We start from the raw sequence: 15,990 nt of genomic DNA, 5'->3' as shown, positions 1-15,990 counted from the left end.
AAAGAATTCATTTTCTACCGAATTTAGGAGATAAACATGACTGCAGTTACAGCAAGCATGGTTAAAGAATTGCGCGATCGTACTGGTCTTGCAATGATGGAATGTAAAAAAGCTTTGACAGAGGCGGGCGGCGACGTTGAATTAGCGATCGATAACCTACGTAAATCTGGTCAAGCGAAAGCTGCTAAAAAAGCGGGTAACATCGCTGCTGATGGCGCGATCACGATTGCTCAAGAAGGCAACAAAGCACTTCTTTTAGAAGTAAACTGCCAGACTGACTTCGTTGCAAAAGATGAAAACTTTGCTGGTTTCTCTGCGAAAGTTGCGGCTGCTGCACTTGCTGCAAACGTAACTGATCCTGCTCAAATCGCTGAATTGAAACTAGAAGATGGTGCAACTGTAGAAGAAGCGCGTATCGCTCTTGTTCAAAAAATCGGTGAAAACATCCAAGTACGTCGTGCGAAAATTGTTGAAGGTGCTAACCTTGCAGTTTACAAACACGGTCTTCGTATCGGTGTTGTTGTTTCTTATACTGGTGATGAAGCAACTGGTAAAGGCTTGGCAATGCACGTTGCTGCGTTCAACCCAGTCGCTGTAAATGCTGAAGGCGTTTCTGCTGAGCTTATCGCGAAAGAGAAAGAAATTGCTGAAGCGAAAGCACTTGAATCTGGCAAGCCAGCAAACATCGTTGAGAAGATGGTTGTGGGTTCTGTTGAGAAATACTTGAACGAAGTTGTTCTTGAGCGTCAAATGTACGTAATCGACAACGACAAGAAAGTTGCTGACGTTCTTAAAGCAACAGGTACTACTGTAGCTGAATTCGTTCGTTTCGAAGTTGGTGAAGGTATCGAGAAGAAAGCTGAAATGAGTTTCGCAGAAGAAGTTGCTGCTGCTCAGGCTGCTGCTCAATAATTCGGTAACGAATTATAAAGAAGCTCCACTTTGTGGGGCTTTTTTTATATCTGCATAAAAATACAATAAGTCGAAAGCGGTAGTTTTTCTTGGAAAATGCGAGTTTGCTTAGAAAGTACGCGTGATAAAATCAACGAAATTTAAAGAATTGAAAATCATTAATAGCGCATATAAAACCGACATGGGTATTGGGGCGATGATTGCTTATTGATTGCTGTATATCTGTGTTGATACCTAGCAAAACCAGTTTGAGTGGAGCTCCTTAACACAAAGTCAGCCAAGTCGCCACACCGACACTCATTTTGAAGCTATGTCTCAAGATGATCTCAATAAAATTTAGACTGCTTTTCAACATCATCAGGGTGCTATTGGGGTTCGATCTTATCGAACAATGATTGCAACGTTAGGTGATGATCATAAAGGATCACGCTATTAAGAGTTCATGCTTGAATGATCAAATTGTATTGGTGACATATAATATCGATTCCGCACCCGGCATTGGTTCGATTCAAAAAGATGATATTGTCGAATTTTATAGTGAATATAAATAGCGAGAAGGGGGATGTGGCGCACTGGATGCATCATGATTGTGCCCGAAAACATGTGTATGGCCGGTTAAAACATCAAGGAAGAACCTATCAAGAAGGTTCTTCTCATTAGAAAAAATGAAGAATGCTGCTAAATGCTCTTCATGTCTCGTATCTGGCGACTTTTCCAGGAAGGTGCTACTTTAGCTAAATAAGCATCCATGCACCAAATCGGGCCAATAAGAAGGAATTGAAGGTCTTTAAAGAAAGATGGCTTTTTGCCTTCCACTTTGTGGCCATAAAACTGACCAATCCAGGCAAAAACAAATAGGCCAACATAAAAACCGGCACCGACTGGCAGAATCCAGATTAACCAGGCCATGATCAATGTTAAAGCAGCCATTGCAACTGCCAAAACAATATCTAGTCGGGCATAGAAAATAAAAGCCAGAGCTAGCAGAAGGGCGGTCAGTAAAGCACTAAAGTGCGCAATAATGCCAATAATCGAAAAATAGATAGTCGGTACGCAGACCCAGTGAATCAGCTTATTGGTTTTGTTTTGATGACTGTCACTATATTCATCCAGCCATTCAGATATTGTTTTCATTATTCGCTCCATTCCATGAATACGTTGTGCTTGCCTGAAAATATAAAGCAGAATCTAGGTTTGGTCAAAAGTTAATCGTGCCAGAACGTGAATTTTATTTGGCGAATTTGCAACATTCAAGCTGTAATGGACAGGTAGCCGGAGATAAGAGGAACTATAGATTGATTGTCATTTTTCTATAACTTGAAGTTAATAAAAAAGCCACATTACTGTGGCTTTTGGTTAAATGTATTGCAAGTTAAATCTTAAGAATTTGGACCAGCGACACGCTCAATACTGACATTGCCAACACCGGCATTGGTAATGCCGAGTTTCTTCGCTGCGCCATAAGATAAATCGACGACACGGTTACCATGGAATGGGCCGCGGTCATTGACTTTAACCACTACGCTTTTACCATTATTTCTATTGGTCACACGAATATAACAGTTCAATGGCAGGCTACGATGAGCAGCAGTCATTGCATTCATGTCAAAGGTTTCACCGCTTGCAGTTTTACGGCCGTGGAACTGGCGACCATACCAAGAGGCTGTACCTGTCTGACTGAACTTGCGTACAGTATTAGAAGCCACGGTATTCAGTTTTTCAATCACTGAAGGCTCTTCTGCAGGAATTTCAATTTTCGCTGCAATGGTTTCACGGCGAACTTTATCGCCAGAACGCTCAGTGATTGAAAGGCTGTTCAAATTGGTGAAATTTGAATTGAAGCTTTGAGCTTCTTTATTTAATACACGCGTTGCAAGGCGCGAATTGTCATTTTCGTGATTAAACGAAGATGACGGAACCATATCTGCCTGCGATTGCGTCAGTGTGACTATCGTGGCAATAGCCATAAAATACTTCAAAATTGAAGAATGCATCGAATCAACTCCTAACAGCATATCGCATGGATTTGTTCATAAGTAACTGAAAAACCATGTAAACACGCCTGATATTTAACTTATGCAACTACATTTAACGAAATGGATAATATTCATGCCTGCAATATCCTGTCTAGTATTTAATTAAAATAGTTTAAAAAAGAACTTAAAATAAACAATGAGTGATTAAAATATGATCAATATTGTAACACAATATTAAAATTGATCAATATTTGCTCATAATCACTCATAAAAATGTTGACTTTAATAATTTGTATTAAATTCTCATGTTAACGGCTAGTAATTTCTGTACCTAATAACCACAATGCAGTGGCATACATTCGGCTGCGATTATAAGTAGTAATCACTTGAAAATTTGGATAAGTAATATAGTAAATATGCCCATAATTTTCTTGTAATTGAATTACATTGACCAAGTCTAGATCGTCAATTTGAACAATAGGATTCATTGGGCTAATCCCTTGTGTTTTTAACACACCATATGGGCTAGGTTGAGTCAGATCTTTGGCAATTACCGCATCCGGGTTCGAGCCACTATAACGGGCCGGAAAAGCAATCGGTTGATTACGCTGCCAGCCATGCTGGGCTAAATAGTTGGCAATCGAGCCAATCGCATCTACTGCTGAATTACGCAGGTCAATATGTCCGTTACCATCGTAGTCCACGCCGAATTTTGGAATATTACTTGGCATGAATTGTGGATAACCGACCGCACCTGCATAAGAGCCGACGATAGAAGAAGCTGAAACGCCATCTTTATAAGACCAGGCAATTAATGCCGCCAGTTCATCTTGAAAATACTGGGCACGACGCTCATAACCAAAACCTAAGGTGGCCAGCGCATCACGGGTGACAAAAGAACCCTTATTGGTACCAAAGCCGGTTTCTACCCCTAAAATCCCGAGAATGATTGACTGTGGTACACCAAACTGCTGTTCAGCGCGATTCAGCGTTTCCGCATATTGCTGTTTAAAGCGCACACCGCGTTGAATGGTCGACTCAGCCAGAAAGTTGGTTTTATAAGAATACCAAGGCTTGCTTTCACCTGGACGATTCATAATATTGATGATATTGGGCAGGTTGCGCGCCCCGTTCATGGCTGAATCGACTTGCTGGGCACTCAGCCCATAATTTTGCATGGCAGTCTGTTTAAAACTGGCATAAGAGGGATGAGATTGGAAATCGTTGGCCAGACTGAAACTGCTGAGACCTAATGCGGTCAATGCGATTGAAAGCTGTTTAAATTTTTTATAAAAATTCGATTTCAACATCTTGGTACGATTTCCAATTTTTGATAAGTTGCGGGCAATGTTATTTGAATCATGCCATGAAAAAGATTGAGAAATTTTTTCAATCATGAGGCTGTAAAAACCAGATTAAAGATAACATTCGGATGATTAAGAGACCTAGATGCATATACAAAAATAGTGAAAGACTGGTTATTTTTGCGTCAGTTTGCCTTGTGGAGCTGCTTATCTGTAACAAGCTATTTCATTGAACATAAAAAAGCCTGACCGAAGTCAGGCTAATTTTAAAAAATCACTCTTAGATGATTCTATGCAGACCTATTCTGTATAGAACAAGGTGTCATGATATTCAGCCATGGCGCGAAGCTCATCCTTGTTCAGATTGAGAATGATTTTATCTGCAGCCATATTGATGGCCTTAATCACAGCAGAAGCACCAATATCTGCTGCCTTGCGTTTGATCATGCCAAGATCCAAGGTTTTATTAAAATCGACCATAAAGTGACGTACCGTCGCTTCACCAAACTGCTTATACAGGTTGCTAAACATTTGTTTGTCGATACTCTGACCGGCTCTTAGTTCCGCATAATGATGTTTTAAATTGGTCACCAGATTGGCATCCAGCGACTCACCAATACGGATCTGTCCTTCAGGGTCTTTAAACAGACTGCGTTCAGAGAAAGCAATAGATTGCTTCACCACATCATTCGGCGCTTTACTCAATAACTGTTTCAGCAATACCGCCACAGTTGACTTGATATAGCCCGCCAGTTTTTCCGCAGTATCGCGCTTATCACTTGCAGGAAAACGACGCACCAGTTCCGTGAGAATCGCATCAATAATTTCATCATTAATCATCAATGCGGTTTTATCACGGAGTGGGTAAAGCGGCTCATTTGAATTTTTATTTTGTTGTGCAGTCTGAATTGTATTTAAAAGCTCTGCAGAAGGAATAAAACCAAAAAATGGCATTGTTAAACCTCAATGTTTTTATTGTCGCGCTAATCGAATAGGGCGAGGCATCCATGTTAAATCCGATACACGGCAAGGGTTGATATCCAATCCACCGCGGCGTGTATAGGTTGCGTAGACCATCAGCTTTTCCGGTTTCAGTTGTTGCCAGAGATCGGCAAACATCTGCTCCACGCATTGTTCGTGAAAACCGTTATGCTGACGATAAGAAATAATATAAGCCAAAATACTCTTATAACAAGGTTTTTTGCCCTGATAGCGTATAAATACTGTACCCCAATCCGGTTGTCCAGTGACTGGGCAGTTACTTCTTAATAAATGTGAATACAGCTGGATTTCAACTTCTTCGGTATGGTTCGCATCCAAAGCCAAAAGACTCGCATCAGGATGATTTTCCAGACGTTCCGGAATTAGTTCATCAATGCAGATGCCTTCAGGTTGGGCAACTTCCAAGTCATCAACCTGAAATAAATCTAACGTAATCTCTGCGCCAGCCGCAGCAGATAAATCTTTTTCCACCGTGGTGATAAAGTCAGCTTGAGATTCAAATTTGGCAAAATTCAAACTATTAAAGTAAAGCTTGAGTGATTTGGATTCAATCAGATTCGGCGAAGAAGCAGGCAGGCTGATCCGTCCAATTGCGACTTGCGGCACACCGGCTGAATTTAACCAGGAAATTTCAAAAACATGCCACCAGTCGGTGCCTTGCTGAATCGCGTCGACATGCGCGTATTGTTCACGAGCAGGTGCGCGCGAAATCGGAAACAGAACATCCGGCTGATATTCTGTCGGGTAATTGGTGTCTTTACCAAGAAGAGATTGTTCTACACTCATTATTCACGCATTCCTGAACCACGGGAGAGTAAATGATAGGCCAATGCATAGAGCAGGCCGCAACATAAGGTGACCACTGCAAGTGAAACAGTTACATTGACATCGCTATGTCCTAAAATGCCATAGCGGAAGGCATTGACCATATACACCACAGGGTTGATCAAAGATAAATTTTGCCAGAATGGACTTAAGGCAGAAATTGCATAAAACACACCGCCTAAATAAGTCAGTGGCGTTAAAACAAAGGTCGGGATAATCGAAATATCATCAAAAGATTTGGCATAGACGGCATTGATAAAACCACCCAAAGAAAACAGCAGGGAGGTAATCAATACGGTATAAATCGTCACAAACCAGTTGGTAATGTATAGATCCGCAAAAAACAAACTTACGGCACTAACAATAATCGCCACCAGTACTCCACGAATCACACCGCCCAGCACATGTCCCCAAAGAATGGCATGCATCGGTACTGGACTCATGACCAGCTCTTCAATACTCTTTTGAAATTTTGAACTGAAAAAACTGGAAGAGACGTTGGCATAGCTGTTGGTAATCACGGCCATCATGATCAGACCGGGCACAATGAACTCCATATAGCTATAGCCGCCCATGTCTCCAATCCGCGAACCGATCAGATTGCCGAAAATCACGAAATACAAGCTCATGGTGATGGCAGGTGGTAACAAGGTTTGCGGCCAGATCCGCATAAAACGGCGGACTTCTTTATATACAATGGTATATAAAGCTACGCTGAGTTGATTAATGTTCATTGCGCAGCTCCATCCAGATTTTTTTCGACCATTTTGACAAAAAGCTCTTCCAGACGATTGGATTTGTTACGCATACTGCGTACCTGAATATTCTGTGATTCCAATAGCTGGAACAGATCATTCATGCTATGTGCCTTGTCCATGGTAATTTCTAAGGTCATCGGGTCGATTAAATTAAAACGTACCCCGATAATCTCCAGATGCAAAGGTTCAATCGGTGCTGCAAGATCAAAAATAAAGGATTCTTCATTCAGCTGACTTAGGAAGCTCTTCATGCTGGTGTCTTCTTTAATCACACCACGATCGATAATCGCAATGCGGCGACACAGCATTTCGGCTTCTTCTAAATAGTGGGTGGTGAGAATGATGGATGTCCCTTGCTCATTCATCTCGTTCAAAAACTCCCACATTGAACGACGTAATTCGATGTCGACACCCGCAGTTGGTTCATCCAGAATCAAAAGTTTCGGTTCATGCATCATGGCACGTGCAATCATCAAACGACGTTTCATACCGCCCGACAGCATACGCGCCTGCGTTGCACGTTTTTCCCATAGGCCCAGCTTGGTCAGATAGAGTTCAGCCCGTTGCTGTGCAATTTTTTTAGGAATCCCGTAATAGCCGGCTTGCGTCACCAGAATGTCGAAAGTTTTTTCAAACTGGGCGAAGTTAAATTCCTGAGGAACCACACCTAAACACTGTTTGGCTTGGGAGGGATGGGTATCCAGGTTATGACCAAAAATTTCGACTGTGCCGGCGGTTTTTTTTGTTAATGAACTGATAATACCGATGGTGGTGGATTTTCCGGCGCCATTTGGCCCCAGAAGTGCATAAAACTCACCTTCTGGTACATTTAAGTTGATTCCTTTTAATGCCTGAAAGCCATTGCGATAGGTCTTTGACACATCTCTTAAGATCAGTGCATCAGTCATGAATATCTCAAATGGTGAAAAGTTGAGATATTGTGAGTGATCTTGGAAAATAAGCCAAGTGATTCACATGGAATTCTGTGTTGCTGTTTTGGAACATTGTATAAAGTCTAAGCATAAAATGACGAAGTTATAGATAGTTGCTTTACCTTATGATTTTTTTTGTTATGATGTGCATCGCGCGCTCATAGCTCAACTGGATAGAGTACAGGTCTCCGAAGCCTGTGGCGTGGGTTCGAGTCCCGCTGAGCGCACCACTACTTCTTATAAAATAAATAATTTATCAAACCTTTGGCGTAATTCTGGCGTAATTCAAGATTTTTAGGAGTATTTGTGGGGCTCTTTAGTGTTGTAAAGTTACCTTACCTGAAATTTAAATTATTTTCTCGACGCCTTAAGGAAGTCATAAATCATCCAGCTGACGATTCATTTATATCAAACAAAAAATTTGCGGATGAGCAAAACAAGCAAGACCGCCAAGCTAAAGAAATATTAGAAAACGAAATTAATGAACTTAAATCAGTTTATAAATTAAGTATTGAAACTAGAAATTTTGAAATCACCAATTTAATTCATAGAAATAACTTTTTTATGTTGTTTCAGGGGGTTTTATTGGCTGCTGTTTTTAGCAACCAGGCTAGTAAACCAAATGTTGAATTTATTATTTGCTTAATGGGTATTTTTATTTCGTGGCATCAAATAAAGGTTGCAGCTGGAGCAAAGTATTGGCAGGAATGGTGGGAAGTAAGGACGAGTGACATTGAACTTGCATTAAAAAAGAAAATGAAGGGACTTACGGGATCTGATGAGTCATTTATTAGCTTATTTGACTTTAGTGAGACTCAATCAAAATTTGAAACTGAAAAAAAAGTTATTGCTAAAACCTATAAAAAACCTCATAAGACCAGCAAAGCACCAGAGCTATTTGAATCCATATCAAAAGCCCTAATAAGTGGGAGATATTCAGTAAGCCGCGTACCGATATCTTCAGGTATAATTTTGCTGATTACATGGTTTGTATTATTTATAGGTACTTTTAACGCTCTTGATGCCGCTAACTCCATAATGAATACTAGTTCAAAATATGAATTATGCATTCGTGAATGTAATGGTAATAGTGATATACCTGCAATGCTTAAAGATGGCTGGAATGAATTTAAGTTAATAAATGGCCACTATTTTGAAGATAATGAAGATCCGCCAACTCAACTTATATTTAACCAATATAATCAAGAAAAACCCCGCTAAATTTTGCGGGGTCTGCCTACTGCTTTTTTCAAATCTTCCGGCCTGCTTTCTAACCAATCAGATAATTTTTAAGTTCCATTATAGTCAGTGGATAACTCAATTTGAGTTCTATAACAGCGTAAGTAGTTTAAAATTCAAAATAATTAATCCCCTTTTATGATTTCCTGTGCATGCGTGTTTGGTTAAGAAGCGAATCCAGAGCGTCTTTTGACCTCTAAAAGAAAATCACTTGGAATGCAGAGTATAAATTTCCTTATCACCTTGATGATCGAGAATTTAAAGATTATTGAAAGTAGTTTTTATAAACGACCTATTGAGAAATATTCATTAATTTTATTAAAAGGTGAAAATAATGCATTGTGTGGCATGGGAATAGATTATGCTATTCACCAAGCTTGAGTAGCTGATTTCTGTATTTTTTGGGTAAGCCATATGATAGAACTACGACATTTAAAAACACTGACAGCGCTAAGAGAACATGGATCACTGGTTGCAGCAGCAGGAGATCTCTGTTTAACACCTTCAGCTTTGTCTCACCAATTGCGCGAACTCGATCAATGGTTCGGGGTTGAAGTGGTCAATCGCCGTAGTCGCCCTGTGAGTTTTTCTAATGTAGGTTTACGTTTGTTGAAACTGGCTGATGATATGCTACCACAAGTACAGATAGCGCAAAGTGATATCACACGTATTGTGCATGGACAGACAGGCCGTATTATATTCTCGTCAGAGTGTCATAGTTGTTTTGACTGGCTAATGCCACTTTTGAATCAGTATCGTATCCAATATCCAGATGTTGATTTGGATTTTGCTTCGGGCTTTGAAGCCAATCCGCATGAATTGTTACAAACGGGCGAGTTTGACTTACTGATTACTGCCGATCCGATTGCACTCAAAGGTGTGGAATATTTCCCGGTATTTGAATATGAATCACGTTTGGTGTTGTCTAATACACATCCTTTAGTACGTGCCCAAGAGATTACGGTGCAGGAACTGGCAGAAGAAACATTAGTAACTTATCCGGTAGATAAGCATCGTCTGGATATCATGTCACGCTTGTTTATTCCTGCGAATATTTTGCCAAAACAGATTCGGACGACCGATCTGACTCAAATGCTGATTCAGCTTGTTGCCAGTGGTCGTGGGATTGCAGCATTGCCAGATTGGGTGGTAAATGAATATGAACAGAAGGGCTGGGTGACTTCGCGCCGTCTGGATTGTGTAGCCCCTGAAGGCTTACGCCGTACTTTATATGCAGGTTATCGAACTGAAGAAAAACAGAAAGATTACTTTGAGGGATTCTTAAAGCAGCTTGACCGATTCTCTAAAAAGCGGGCACAGTATTACACTTGATCCTAATCTCAAAGGAGCAGGCTCAATAATATGAATATTAAGGATTCTGTTCCTCTTCATCCTGATGTTGTTGACGGATTTGGTCTCTTTTTACCTGAGGGTCTTTATCTACGCCCAGCTGGCCGCGCTGCATCTCTCGATCCTGTTTTTCTTGTGGGTCCAATTCCTCTTCTGGAAATTCTTCATTAATTTTTTCATCTGGATGAGTCATCGCAATATACCTTTTCTAGAAATATAGATTTGTTTTGATCGATTTAATATCGGGTTTGAGTACATTTGTTTATTGTATATGAGCGACTTTATTACACTGTTGTTTTATAACTGATTTGATTTTACAAATTGTGATGCTTATAAGTGTGTTTATACAGTACATTTTAAATAAAAATTAGTGCTTTATGTTCAAAATAACAATGGATTATATCTATAAGAAAATTACTTTTAATTCGGCTAATTACAGCGGTTCCTGTAGAGGTTCGCTAAGTTCTGAGTAGCGCTTATTATTCTCAATAATTTAAAAAAATAAATTTTAAAAAACTGAATAAATTAATAAAGGATGATGTGAACACATATTGAGCTAAATTAACTTAAATTAAAATTTTATAGAAATCATATATTTATGCTAAAAATATTTTCTTCTAAAAAGAATAATATTTGGAAATTAATAAGCGTGAAATATCATAATTTAGTTTTGAAAAATGACAATTTAAATCTTGTATGAGTCTTCTTTTAGAAGTGTAAAGAGGGCTTGTAGGTCTGAAAAATGTTGCTATATTGAATTCATGGTAGGTCGTAAAACCAATAAGACGCTACCGATAAGTTGGACGGATCAATGACAGTTAGTTGAGTTTGATGTTGATCACCAAACAATAAATCTAGCACTAGCCATCCAACACAGAGCTCGCAGCAATGCGAGCTTTTTTAATGTCTGTTATAAAGCTTTGTTTAATGATTCCAGATAATTTCTTTTCTAATTGATTCATATAAAAAAGTTTACATTGCCAAATTCGCTAACATCTTGACGTTAAATAAGCGATTTAAGTGTGATATAAAAAATGGAAACTTAGAAAATAGAAAGGAGAGAGAAATGTCAAAGATTATTGATATAAAGGTGAAAGACCAATTTAGCAAGGTCATTGAGGCGAAAGCTTTATTACGTTCATTTGCAGAGCAACATCAGCATGATGCAATTGATCTGGTAAAAAAAATTGAACATATTGTAGTAGATGGCGAAACTATTTTACCGAGTATTGAACTGTTATTTGAAAGTCAAAAGTCTTCAAATATTTATAAAGTCGTAGAATAACTGGATCAATACGTTATACAAAGGTGAAAAAATTGAGTCCATCTATCCGATATTACAGGTTTAGCCATTAAAAACTCACCTTCCTGGTGAGTTTTTAATGAATGCAGAAAAGCAAAATTTATCCCCTATTAATAAAAAAGCCCACCGAGGTGAGCCAGAAATCAGATGTACTTAAGTTGTACATTCACATCATATTTTTCAAATTCTTGCAGAATCTGTTTTAAGGTTTGCTGAGCGGTGATATGTTCGGGGCTTAAAGAAATTTCCTGACGAGTATTACTGTCAAAACATTCAATGGCTTGAATCAGCCAATAGTATTCGATAGGGCTTTTTTGAATCACTACACGTCGCGGTTGTAAACTGTCACTGAGCTGGCGGGGCAGTACATAGGTAATTGCCAGTTGCACAAGTTCCAGTTCTTCAGCCGGACTTAAAAAGGTAATGACCCAATTGCCCACCTTGCTCAGTTGCATGGGGTTATCAAACGCATCGAATTCTAAATAATGTGGCATATAGCAACCAAGCGGATTTTAATGATCACTATATGGCGAGATTTTCAGGTTTTTTCTATCCCGCTTAAGTCTGATATTTCAGGATTTAAATTTAGAGATAATATAAATATAGTGTAAAATCAATTGTCTATATTTGAAATCTAAATCTGCTTGATTGCTAAAGTCACTCATTTAAGAGTTTAAAAGACTAAGACATGCTTATTCATGAGCTTGATTTTGCTGTAATTGTGCCAAAGAAAAATTGATCTGTTTTAGAATGTAATTCAATTCTTGCGGAGGAAGTCGGCTTTCCTGCAGTGAGGTGATCCACTGTATTTGGCACATTTTTAAACTGCGCACATCCTGTACCTGTAAAATATGCTGAATTTGCTGTTTGGCCATCAAGCCACAATATTTTTGTAAGCTTTCCATCATCAGATATTTGAGGTCTTCAAAAGATAAAGCTTGCGGTTCGGGTAGATGGGGTTGATTGTCTGGATTTGTTTCAATAGATGAATTTTCTTGCAGCTCTTCGATAGGAACTAGGAGGTTTTTGCGGTTCTCGGTTACAGAAGGGACGGGCAGAGGTGAATTTAAGGGACGGTAAATCTCGGAATGCGCCAAATTGATTTTGGTATCGACTTCTATGCCGGTCTGATGTGGACTGTTTGATATTATGCTGGTGTGAGCCGGAACAATTAAATCCATTTCACAAAGTTGCTCTAAAAGCTCGGCGGGAGCTAGTTGCTGCTTTAATCTCTCATGTAACAGATCAAAATCTTTGCTGCCGATTAGCACCAATAAGCGGCGTTGGCGTGCGGTCAAGGGGATAGAGCGATTCTGTAGCACCTCGACCCCACGTTGAGTTTTATAAAAATGCATCATAGCTGAATGAGTTGTTCACTAAATTCAGCTAGAGCATAGTCTGGGATAATTACAATAATATGAAGAATATATTAAAAAACAGATACTTGTTTTAAGGAGTTTAAAGCGTGCTAATCGCTGTATTTTCGAGAGCCTTACGCAAATAAGGATCCAGTTCATCTTGGCGCAATAGCCATTGCACATAGTCGGCAGGAAGCTCTGCAATTGCGCTACCGCGATGTTTACCAAAGTTAATCGTACGTGGAATTCGGGCATCTTCAGAAGCATCGAACAGCTCCTGCATACTGTTAATTTTCAAATGATGCACGATATGCATCAGGATGTTGGCAGTTAAAATAATATCCATATCGGCACGATGCGCTTTACGGATCATTTCACGTGCTCGTTTACTGCCTTTGGTAATCATATAAATCAGTGCAGAAATATTATGTGCTTCTGCATCGGGCCAGACCCGACGTGCTAAAGCCAGTGTACAAATCGCTTTAATTTTCGAGGTATCTACCCCACATTTTTCGACGGCACGAACGTCATAATCAATATTATGACCAATCATATAAATCGTTTCATCTGGCAGACGAAAAGTACTGTAATGTGGCTGACCTTCCAGGTCAGACTCCAGAATATGATGCACCGCCATGGCGGCAAAAGAAATGGGTTCGTCACATGAATAGAGCTGATCAAACAGGCGGCTTTTATCCATACTGATTTTATGGTCTACAATTGCGACAGGCGCATAGGCAACTTCAATGGGTTGACCATTTAAAGTATGCGTTTCGGTATCAAGAATAATGGCCTGCATGCGTTGAGCACCATAAAAGAAGAGACAGACTCATATTAACGATAAATTGGGAAAAAGATTAGGCTGAATATTAAAAAATATACTTTTTAGCGCAAAGAATGCTGTTAATAAATCCAATTTTGCTGCAGGTTAAGGTTCAGAACTCTCATGCAGGAAAAGATTTAGCGGTACACCTGAAATGTTCTAAGGGTTAACACGCAGTTGCTGTTCTAGGTTTATAGAGGATAAAAAGGTAAGCGGAACTTAGCTTGAATCTCATTTTAAAATGCTTGCAGAGCGCTCGAGAAAACCAGTCTTTTCACATTTCAAGCAAGACTAGATGGTGAAGGAATAAAAAATGCTCAAAATTTTAAAAGTTAAAAACTTTAACGCCAATTCAATAATTTGATTTTACTTAAATTGGTCATGATTTCTAAAGGCTGGAGTAATATTTATAAAAAACTGCAGAAAGTTCATGATCGAAAATGCAAAACTTCATGCTACAATACGCGCCAATCTTAGCACGGCTTAAAAGCCCTAAATCAATAGGACCTCGCTAATGTTTGCCAATATCTCTATTGCTGAATTTGATCCAGAATTAGCTCAAGCAATCTCGAATGAAGATGCTCGTCAAGAAGCTCATATTGAGCTAATCGCTTCTGAAAACTACTGCTCACCAGCAGTCATGGAAGCTCAAGGTTCAAAACTCACTAACAAATATGCGGAAGGCTACCCAGGTAAACGCTACTATGGCGGTTGCGAATACGTAGACGTGATCGAACAATTGGCGATTGACCGTGCTAAAGAACTCTTTGGTGCTGATTATGCTAACGTTCAGCCACATGCTGGTTCACAAGCAAACTCAGCGGTTTACTTAGCGCTTCTTAACCCTGGCGATACAGTTTTGGGTATGAGCCTTGCTCACGGTGGTCACTTGACTCACGGTGCAAAAGTAAGCTTCTCTGGTAAAACATATAACGCGATTCAATATGGTTTAAACCCAGAAACTGGCGAAATCGACTATGAAGAAGTTGAACGTTTAGCGGTGGAACACAAGCCACGTATGATCGTTGCAGGTTTCTCTGCATACAGCCAAATCGTAGACTGGCAGCGTTTCCGTGACATCGCGGACAAAGTGGGTGCTTACCTGTTTGTTGATATGGCGCACGTTGCAGGTCTGGTTGCTGCTGGCGTTTACCCAAGCCCAGTGCAAATTGCTGACGTAACAACGACAACGACTCACAAAACACTTCGTGGTCCACGTTCTGGTTTAATCCTTGCGAAAGCAAACGAAGAAATCGAGAAAAAATTACAGTCTGCTGTATTCCCGGGTAACCAAGGTGGTCCTTTGGTTCACGCGATTGCAGCGAAAGCGATCTGCTTTAAAGAAGCGATGGCGCCTGAATACAAAGAATATCAAAAACAAGTTGTGGTGAATGCAAAAGCCATGGCTGAAGTGCTAATCGCTCGTGGTTATGATATTGTGTCTGGCGGTACTGAGAACCACTTGTTCTTGTTGTCGTTAATCAAACAAGATATCACAGGTAAAGAAGCGGATGCCTGGTTAGGTGCTGCGCACATTACTGTGAACAAAAACTCTGTACCAAACGATCCACGTTCTCCGTTCGTAACTTCAGGTATCCGTATCGGCACACCTGCAGTAACAACCCGTGGTTTCGGTGAAGCTGAAGTACGTGACCTTGCAGGCTGGATTGCTGACATTCTGGATGCGAAAGGTGATGAAACGGTCATTAACGCGGTGAAAGCGAAGGTTGAAACTGTATGTGCTAAATTCCCAGTTTATGCATAATCGGTTTTAATCGGAAAGGAGCTCCCAACCGGGAGCTTTTTTTATAGCTGTTAAAATGACGAGACAAAAATCAGGATTTGGTTTAGCGCAATTCGAGTTGAACTATATCTATATCGCACCATGATTCAGGCTTAATATTTTATAGCTGATGTTGATAGGACAAGAAAATGAGTCATCAACAAAATCATATTGCGTTTTTCTGAATCTGGCTTAAAGTCTTTTATAGACCAATCTCATTTTTAAATATTTAAAAGAACTGATTTATTCATTGCCAGCTTTTTAGATCCACCCTGTACATTCTGCTTAATACCTGAAAATTTTTATGCAAATTTCAGACGAGCTCAAGTGTTGGTGCAATAAGCGCTGTGAATGAGATCATTTTCTTTAAATTTGAACATTGTATTTATAGGAATCATTCAAATATGGGCACAACCTGTATTTGG

18 protein-coding genes and 1 tRNA gene are annotated in these 15,990 nt (G+C 39.7%); 8 read left to right on the top strand and 11 right to left on the bottom strand.

The window, feature by feature from the left end; all coding sequences use genetic code 11:
- The first annotated feature begins 36 nt into the window (after window positions 1-36).
- The 3 genes from tsf to FTU42_RS15010 all read left to right on the top strand — a co-directional run bounded on the left by tsf (window position 37) and on the right by FTU42_RS15010 (window position 1,572).
- Complete coding sequence (tsf, locus tag FTU42_RS03095; RefSeq protein WP_005097533.1) at window positions 37-912, top strand: translation elongation factor Ts; 876 nt, start codon at window positions 37-39, stop codon at window positions 910-912.
- Window positions 913-1,322: 410 nt separating this feature from the next.
- Entirely contained in the window at window positions 1,323-1,463 is a 141-nt protein-coding gene (locus tag FTU42_RS15015; RefSeq protein ID WP_347929327.1) for a DUF3465 domain-containing protein, read from the top strand.
- On the top strand, window positions 1,429-1,572 hold the full coding sequence (locus FTU42_RS15010; protein WP_347929744.1) for a DUF3465 domain-containing protein: 144 nt from the start codon (window positions 1,429-1,431) through the stop codon (window positions 1,570-1,572). Before FTU42_RS15015 ends, FTU42_RS15010 begins: the two co-directional genes overlap by 35 nt.
- A gap of 18 nt (window positions 1,573-1,590) precedes the next feature.
- Here FTU42_RS15010 and FTU42_RS03085 read toward each other — a convergent pair whose 3' ends face one another.
- From FTU42_RS03085 to FTU42_RS03055, 7 genes are all read right to left on the bottom strand, one after another.
- Window positions 1,591-2,046: a DUF962 domain-containing protein gene (locus FTU42_RS03085; RefSeq protein ID WP_005097532.1), complete on the bottom strand. Its 456-nt coding sequence runs from the start codon at window positions 2,044-2,046 to the stop codon at window positions 1,591-1,593.
- A gap of 245 nt (window positions 2,047-2,291) precedes the next feature.
- Window positions 2,292-2,906 carry a septal ring lytic transglycosylase RlpA family protein gene (locus FTU42_RS03080; protein WP_005097531.1) on the bottom strand — a complete coding sequence of 205 codons (615 nt, stop codon included), beginning with the start codon at window positions 2,904-2,906 and terminating at the stop codon, window positions 2,292-2,294.
- Between the two features lie 290 nt (window positions 2,907-3,196).
- Complete coding sequence (gene mltB / locus FTU42_RS03075) at window positions 3,197-4,198, bottom strand: lytic murein transglycosylase B (RefSeq protein WP_180075284.1); 1,002 nt, start codon at window positions 4,196-4,198, stop codon at window positions 3,197-3,199.
- Between the two features lie 294 nt (window positions 4,199-4,492).
- Window positions 4,493-5,146, bottom strand: coding sequence for a hypothetical protein (locus FTU42_RS03070; RefSeq protein WP_074383325.1), 654 nt, complete (start codon window positions 5,144-5,146; stop codon window positions 4,493-4,495).
- A gap of 18 nt (window positions 5,147-5,164) precedes the next feature.
- On the bottom strand, window positions 5,165-5,980 hold the full coding sequence (gene queF, locus FTU42_RS03065) for an NADPH-dependent 7-cyano-7-deazaguanine reductase QueF (protein ID WP_180000185.1): 816 nt from the start codon (window positions 5,978-5,980) through the stop codon (window positions 5,165-5,167).
- On the bottom strand, window positions 5,980-6,753 hold the full coding sequence (locus tag FTU42_RS03060; protein WP_005097525.1) for an ABC transporter permease: 774 nt from the start codon (window positions 6,751-6,753) through the stop codon (window positions 5,980-5,982). The genes queF and FTU42_RS03060 overlap by 1 nt, the downstream gene beginning before the upstream one ends.
- Window positions 6,750-7,685 (bottom strand): ABC transporter ATP-binding protein, encoded by a 936-nt coding sequence (locus FTU42_RS03055; protein ID WP_005170164.1) that lies wholly within the window; start codon window positions 7,683-7,685, stop codon window positions 6,750-6,752. Before FTU42_RS03055 ends, FTU42_RS03060 begins: the two co-directional genes overlap by 4 nt.
- Before the next feature lie 178 nt (window positions 7,686-7,863).
- On the opposite strand from FTU42_RS03055, the gene FTU42_RS03050 reads away from it, so the two are divergent.
- The 3 genes from FTU42_RS03050 to FTU42_RS03040 all read left to right on the top strand — a co-directional run bounded on the left by FTU42_RS03050 (window position 7,864) and on the right by FTU42_RS03040 (window position 10,280).
- Window positions 7,864-7,939: transfer RNA gene (locus FTU42_RS03050), tRNA-Arg, on the top strand.
- A 76-nt stretch (window positions 7,940-8,015) separates the two neighbouring features.
- Window positions 8,016-8,930, top strand: a complete 915-nt coding sequence (locus FTU42_RS03045; protein ID WP_180083010.1) for a hypothetical protein — start codon at window positions 8,016-8,018, stop codon at window positions 8,928-8,930.
- A 432-nt stretch (window positions 8,931-9,362) separates the two neighbouring features.
- Entirely contained in the window at window positions 9,363-10,280 is a 918-nt protein-coding gene (locus tag FTU42_RS03040) for a LysR family transcriptional regulator (RefSeq protein WP_180083009.1), read from the top strand.
- 37 nt (window positions 10,281-10,317) lie between these two features.
- Here the strand turns inward: FTU42_RS03040 and FTU42_RS03035 are convergent, their stop codons facing one another.
- Window positions 10,318-10,491, bottom strand: a complete 174-nt coding sequence (locus FTU42_RS03035) for a hypothetical protein (RefSeq protein ID WP_005097508.1) — start codon at window positions 10,489-10,491, stop codon at window positions 10,318-10,320.
- An 873-nt stretch (window positions 10,492-11,364) separates the two neighbouring features.
- On the opposite strand from FTU42_RS03035, the gene FTU42_RS03030 reads away from it, so the two are divergent.
- Window positions 11,365-11,583 carry a hypothetical protein gene (locus FTU42_RS03030; RefSeq protein ID WP_005097507.1) on the top strand — a complete coding sequence of 73 codons (219 nt, stop codon included), beginning with the start codon at window positions 11,365-11,367 and terminating at the stop codon, window positions 11,581-11,583.
- A gap of 161 nt (window positions 11,584-11,744) precedes the next feature.
- Here the strand turns inward: FTU42_RS03030 and FTU42_RS03025 are convergent, their stop codons facing one another.
- From FTU42_RS03025 to FTU42_RS03015, 3 genes are all read right to left on the bottom strand, one after another.
- Window positions 11,745-12,095: a hypothetical protein gene (locus FTU42_RS03025; RefSeq protein WP_005097506.1), complete on the bottom strand. Its 351-nt coding sequence runs from the start codon at window positions 12,093-12,095 to the stop codon at window positions 11,745-11,747.
- Window positions 12,096-12,293: 198 nt separating this feature from the next.
- On the bottom strand, window positions 12,294-12,959 hold the full coding sequence (locus FTU42_RS03020) for a hypothetical protein (RefSeq protein ID WP_180083008.1): 666 nt from the start codon (window positions 12,957-12,959) through the stop codon (window positions 12,294-12,296).
- A gap of 100 nt (window positions 12,960-13,059) precedes the next feature.
- Window positions 13,060-13,758 (bottom strand): 3'-5' exonuclease, encoded by a 699-nt coding sequence (locus tag FTU42_RS03015; protein ID WP_180083007.1) that lies wholly within the window; start codon window positions 13,756-13,758, stop codon window positions 13,060-13,062.
- Between the two features lie 538 nt (window positions 13,759-14,296).
- On the opposite strand from FTU42_RS03015, the gene glyA reads away from it, so the two are divergent.
- Window positions 14,297-15,547, top strand: a complete 1,251-nt coding sequence (glyA, locus tag FTU42_RS03010; protein WP_005097502.1) for a serine hydroxymethyltransferase — start codon at window positions 14,297-14,299, stop codon at window positions 15,545-15,547.
- Window positions 15,548-15,990 lie beyond the last annotated feature (443 nt).

The organism is Acinetobacter sp. YH12102, from assembly GCF_013419125.1.
GTDB lineage: Bacteria > Pseudomonadota > Gammaproteobacteria > Pseudomonadales > Moraxellaceae > Acinetobacter > Acinetobacter pseudolwoffii.
The sequence above is the reverse complement of the archived record's forward strand: the minus strand, read 5'-3'. Positions and strand labels throughout refer to the sequence as shown.

Excerpts from the sequence above, each read along its gene's own strand:
- tsf (WP_005097533.1), top strand. The coding sequence starts at position 37 with ATGACTGCAGTTACAGCAAGCATGGTTAAAGAATTGCGCGATCGTACT.
- FTU42_RS15015 (WP_347929327.1), top strand. The coding sequence starts at position 1,323 with ATGATCATAAAGGATCACGCTATTAAGAGTTCATGCTTGAATGATCAA.
- FTU42_RS15010 (WP_347929744.1), top strand. The coding sequence starts at position 1,429 with ATGATATTGTCGAATTTTATAGTGAATATAAATAGCGAGAAGGGGGAT.
- FTU42_RS03085 (WP_005097532.1), bottom strand. The coding sequence starts at position 2,046 with ATGAAAACAATATCTGAATGGCTGGATGAATATAGTGACAGTCATCAA.
- FTU42_RS03080 (WP_005097531.1), bottom strand. The coding sequence starts at position 2,906 with ATGCATTCTTCAATTTTGAAGTATTTTATGGCTATTGCCACGATAGTC.
- mltB (WP_180075284.1), bottom strand. The coding sequence starts at position 4,198 with ATGTTGAAATCGAATTTTTATAAAAAATTTAAACAGCTTTCAATCGCA.
- FTU42_RS03070 (WP_074383325.1), bottom strand. The coding sequence starts at position 5,146 with ATGCCATTTTTTGGTTTTATTCCTTCTGCAGAGCTTTTAAATACAATT.
- queF (WP_180000185.1), bottom strand. The coding sequence starts at position 5,980 with ATGAGTGTAGAACAATCTCTTCTTGGTAAAGACACCAATTACCCGACA.
- FTU42_RS03060 (WP_005097525.1), bottom strand. The coding sequence starts at position 6,753 with ATGAACATTAATCAACTCAGCGTAGCTTTATATACCATTGTATATAAA.
- FTU42_RS03055 (WP_005170164.1), bottom strand. The coding sequence starts at position 7,685 with ATGACTGATGCACTGATCTTAAGAGATGTGTCAAAGACCTATCGCAAT.
- FTU42_RS03040 (WP_180083009.1), top strand. The coding sequence starts at position 9,363 with ATGATAGAACTACGACATTTAAAAACACTGACAGCGCTAAGAGAACAT.
- FTU42_RS03035 (WP_005097508.1), bottom strand. The coding sequence starts at position 10,491 with ATGACTCATCCAGATGAAAAAATTAATGAAGAATTTCCAGAAGAGGAA.
- FTU42_RS03030 (WP_005097507.1), top strand. The coding sequence starts at position 11,365 with ATGTCAAAGATTATTGATATAAAGGTGAAAGACCAATTTAGCAAGGTC.
- FTU42_RS03025 (WP_005097506.1), bottom strand. The coding sequence starts at position 12,095 with ATGCCACATTATTTAGAATTCGATGCGTTTGATAACCCCATGCAACTG.
- FTU42_RS03020 (WP_180083008.1), bottom strand. The coding sequence starts at position 12,959 with ATGATGCATTTTTATAAAACTCAACGTGGGGTCGAGGTGCTACAGAAT.
- FTU42_RS03015 (WP_180083007.1), bottom strand. The coding sequence starts at position 13,758 with ATGCAGGCCATTATTCTTGATACCGAAACGCATACTTTAAATGGTCAA.
- glyA (WP_005097502.1), top strand. The coding sequence starts at position 14,297 with ATGTTTGCCAATATCTCTATTGCTGAATTTGATCCAGAATTAGCTCAA.